The following is a 4,879-nucleotide window of genomic DNA, read 5'->3' on the forward strand; positions in this document are numbered from 1 at the left end:
ATATTATTGTATTTTTATATTAGTCATGTAGTTATATCATTCATAAACCCGCCACGCTGTCATGTTATTGACGACGTGGCGGGCTTTAAACGATAAATTTATAACTGAAAATTATAATTAAATTTTATTAAAGAGTGAGTTATCGTGAGGGTTTTTGATCCTCCAGCGGTTATACATAATGCTGCAATAATAGAACACGGCAATAATACTAACCGGTCCAAGAATGACCTGAATTAATGAACCCATAAAGTTTGCACTCCAGTCTTCTGGTCCTGGAATTAATGCCGCAACCGTAGAGGCAGTAAAAATAATAACTATTGGTGCAACGGATAACAGTGCCCAAAAACGCCCTTTTCCCAGGAAGTGGAAATCACGGACGTAGTCATGGTGGTTGGGCTTCATACGTAGCTTGATATAGCCTGCAACCATAAACAGCACAGGAATTGTTGCAGCCCCCCCATCAAGATTTTTAACGGCCACGAGGATGGTATTCATTTCAGAGTTAAACTGGCCCAGCATAAACAGGATAATGATAATTGTGACCACGACACCCTGCATCTTCAGGGCATTGACTGGCGTACCCTCACTGTTTACCTCAGAGAGTTTATGGCCAAAGATACCTTTTGGCGCATCAACAAACAGCATTTTAACCGGTGCGGCGGTCCATAACATCAGCGAGCCACACAGGGTGGTGATCATCAGGAATAAGGCAATGACGTTGGTCCACCAGTCGGGGAAGCCTAACTGTTGGAAGGCCACATAAATAGCCGATAACAAGCCAAGGTTGGCGGCCTGATCTGCAGGTAGAATAAAATTCATCAGGATAGACGAAATAACAATAATACCTGAGAAGATAAATACGTTAAGAATTAACCCAGTTCTGAAATTACGATCGCCACCCCGAATATTTCGTTTGTATGCCGCTAATGCTTCCAGCCCACCTAACGATTGTAAGGCCCATGACATTGAGGCTATTTTTGACCAGGATAAATCAATGTGCTGTAAATACTCTGGCGCAATCGGCGTTCCGTTAAATGTGACCGTACCAGAAGATAACTTCCAGGTTGCCGCAATGATGAACAACATAGTCAGTGCAAATCCGGCGTATCCAGAGAACGACAGCGCACGGGATAGCCATTTTGGCCCCTTCATCGATACCCATGTTGCCAGCCAGAACAGCGCGATTGAAGTGATACTGATCACCGGCTTAAACCAGGTTTGATTGGTTAATGCGGTAACAAAGGCAACATCGCTGGTACAGGTGTAGATAAAATAGGTAATGATGTTAGGTAACAGGTCAACGAAATAAAAAATATTAACGTAGAAATAGAAGAAACCGGCAATAAATCCCAGTTTTCGACCCAAAATCAGGTTCAACCATGTCTGATATCCACTCTCAGATTCACGTAGCTTTTTAATCGATGAAAGCTCAATGATCATGAAGGTGTAAGGAATTGCATAAAATAATGAAGCGAAAGCATATAATAACCAGGAGTTATACCCCCAGTCAGTGTATTGGCTTACAACGCCTTTAAGAACAAATCCCCCTCCGGCAATGGAGAAAAACAGGAATGTTATTAATGACATCTGATATCTTGCATCGGATTTTTCAGACATACCATTTCCCTTTACTTGTGTATCAATATAGTTCTATTTAGAAGAGCATTTCGAATGCCCTGTAGCGGACATTCGAAAAGGGGAGAAATAAAAATCACCTTACGTATTGCGACGTACCGGGCGTAAATAAAAAGCATAGTGATAAGGTTGGGCCGGTAGTTGATAATCCCTGGGTGGCAAAGAACCCCATGAATTTTGGCCACCTGTACCCATCTGTGCTAAATCGATGTTCCATGTGGTGATATCTCCTGGCTGAACATCAACGCCATGTTTGCGTGATAATGGTGTTAACCCGGATGCGCTACTGCCGTTATTGTCAGCGACAAAATCGAGCTCACTGGCGGCGAAAGGCCAGGCACTGGTATTTAATAATTGCGAGTCGGCAATGGCCTCCAGACCAAGCCCATCGTGATTGACAATACGCACCCAGCGAACATCCGTTTTATTACCGCTTTCCTGTGGTCGCGGGTAAGCATGAAATTGCTCCCAGGTCGTTCCGCCGTAGATACCGGCTTTGGCGCCTTTTCTGTCCGCATAGGTTTCCACCGGACCACGGCCAAACCACTGGATATAGTTAAATTCGCTGGGCAATGTCAGCTGAGTACCCATACGCAGTAAAAGAGGAAGTTCGCGATTACCCGGTATAAAATCAACGCTGACACGCATCTCACCGGTCGAATAGATGATGTAGGTCAGCACATACTTGCAGTCCACGGTGGGAAGCGAGAATTCACTGGTCACGATCGCGTCGTGGCTGGCGGTCTGCGATACTTTGAGATCGGATAATACGCGCTGCTTACCGGCGTCTTTCCAGACTGCAGACTTATCGAAAAGTCTGGCACCCAGATCGTTATCCGTGAGCCCACGCCAGAAATTAGGTTCGATACCGGTAAGGAGAAGATCTTTTCCGCTCACGGTAAAGCGATCCATACGACCACTGAGGCGATCAAACGCAAGAGAGAAATAAGATCCATTGACCTCAATAGCAGAAGACGTTTCTTGTACCGAGAGAGCAAGAGAATAGGCTTCAGGGGAGATATGAAACGTAGCGGGAGGCGTGATGCTGAACTGCTCCCAGGCAATTTCATAGCCACTGCCAATAAGCGGTATTTCGTTTTTAGTGACGGCACTGAGTGTCACCAGGTACTCTTTATTCTCCTGAAGCGCCAGGTTTGCTACGGGAACATTTACTGAATGGCGCAGGCCTGGGGCAAGGGAAAGGGAACCCAGACTGCCGTTGGCAATTTGATGCCCGTCCTCAGAGATGCTGTACTGAATATCGAGGTGGCGCAGGTCGATAAAATCGTATCGGTTTTCTATTTCAAACAGGCCTAATGCCGGATTTATTGCATGGAAATAGACAGGCTGATAGACCTTTTTCACTTCCGCCATATGAGGATGTGGAACCCGGTCAGCGGCGACCAGGCCATCGTTCATGAAATTGCCGTCACTGGGTTTATCCGGGTGATAATCTTTACCGTATCCCCAATATTTTTGGCCACGCTCGTTGGTTAATGCCAGCGCGTGATCCATCCACTCCCAAATAAAGCCCCCCTGCAGATTGTCGTGGCTGTCGATTATGTTCCAGTAATCGCGCAGAATTCCGACGGAATTCCCCATGGCGTGGGCATACTCAATCATAATCATCGGACGATCGTTACCTTGCTGGGCAAACTGTTCCAGGCGTTCAAGGGTCGGGTACATCGGGCACACAATATCGCTATAGTGTGCTTCACCGGCAGGTTCGTACTGGACTGGGCGGCTATCGTCCTTTTCTTTTATCCATTGATAAAGCGTTTCAAAGACACGTCCGGTTCCGGCCTCATTGCCCATCGACCAAACGATAACGCAGGCATGGTTTTTGTCGCGTTCAACCATAGCCTGTACACGATCTAAGTGTGCGGGTATCCAGGATTCGGTATCGCCAATTTGCGTTTCTGGTTTTAGCGCCAACGGGTGCGATTCGATATTCGCTTCATCAACAATGTAGATGCCATATTCATCACATAGCTGATACCAGCGTGAGTGGCAGGGGAAATGGCTGGTGCGTACCGCATTGATATTGTGCTCTTTCATGAGCCGAATATCGGTCAGCATGTTTTCTTCCGTAGGCACATGCCCTAGCGTCGGGTGCAGCTCGTGGCGGTTTACCCCTTTTATTTTGATCGCTTTACCGTTTACCGTAAGCTGGCTGTTGATGATTTGTACTTTGCGAAAACCTATTTTATGGCTGGTCGCTTCGATGGTTTCACCGTACTGATCGGTGAGTGTCATTAATAATGTATAGAGGTTAGGTGTTTCTGCGCTCCACAGACGAGGGTTCTGCAGTCGATCGCTAAAGCTAAACTGTTGTGTTGTTCCGCTACGAGTAAATGGCTGATTGTGCTCTATTAATACAGATAGATTATTTGCGTCGTCCAGCAGTTTGATATTCAGTGACAGATTCTCTGGATGGCTATCGTAGTGAGACAGGCTCACGCTAACGTTAACTATTCCCTGGGTAAAATCATCGTTCAATTCTGGCTTGCAATACACATCATAAATACGTGTTTTCGCCGTCGAATAGATAAAAACTTCCCGTTCAAGGCCAGACATATCCAGCATGTCTTGTTTTTCTACATAACTGGCATTAGACCAACGATAAATTTGCAGCGAAATCGTGTTTTCACCTTCCCGAATATAGGGGGTGATATTAAATTCAGCCGGGTTTTTCGCGTTCTGGGTATAGCCTACGCGCTGGCCGTTAATCCAGATAAACGATGCAGTTCTGGCTCCTGCCAGTTGCAGGAAAATTTCACGTCCAGTCCAGCTTTGGTCGAGGTAAAATGTACGGCGGTAAGACCCCACCGGGTTGTAGTCGCGCGGTATCTCTGGCCAGTTGGTGGTGAATGGAAAACGCTCGTCAATATAAATCGCTTTATCAAACCCCTGTGCTTCCCAATTGCCCGGAACCTGAATGGTATCCCAGGTCGAAACATCATAATCTTCTTCATAAAACGTTTTGGGTCTGGACTGTGGATTGCTCGCGCAGTTAAATTTCCAGATCCCATTCAGAGACAGAAAATTACTGGCCTCGGCGGGAATATTCTTGATTGCCAGATATTGGCTGGTAAAGGGGAACAGATATGGCCGTGGCAGCTCTTTGTTAATTCCATTGATACGATGGTCTTCCAATACAGCTGGAACATGATCGTGTTCTGTATATAAAGAAATAATCTGTTGTTTGTCAGAGACAACGACGCTCATAATAAATCTCCAGATA

General features: G+C 46.0%; 2 protein-coding genes. Both read right to left on the reverse strand.

Annotated features, from left to right (window positions below; all coding sequences use genetic code 11):
• Positions 1-117: 117 nt before the first annotated feature.
• Positions 118-1,587, reverse strand: a complete 1,470-nt coding sequence (locus tag NNO08_RS22680; RefSeq protein ID WP_271457590.1) for an APC family permease — start codon at positions 1,585-1,587, stop codon at positions 118-120.
• Between the two features lie 129 nt (positions 1,588-1,716).
• The gene (locus NNO08_RS22685) at positions 1,717-4,863 is read right to left on the reverse strand and encodes a glycoside hydrolase family 2 TIM barrel-domain containing protein (protein WP_271457591.1); all 3,147 of its coding nucleotides are present in this window, start codon (positions 4,861-4,863) and stop codon (positions 1,717-1,719) included.
• Between the last annotated feature and the right edge of the window lie 16 nt (positions 4,864-4,879).

Origin of the sequence: Citrobacter sp. Igbk 17 (assembly GCF_028069775.1) — a bacterium.
In the GTDB taxonomy this organism is placed as follows: Bacteria; Pseudomonadota; Gammaproteobacteria; order Enterobacterales; family Enterobacteriaceae; genus Citrobacter.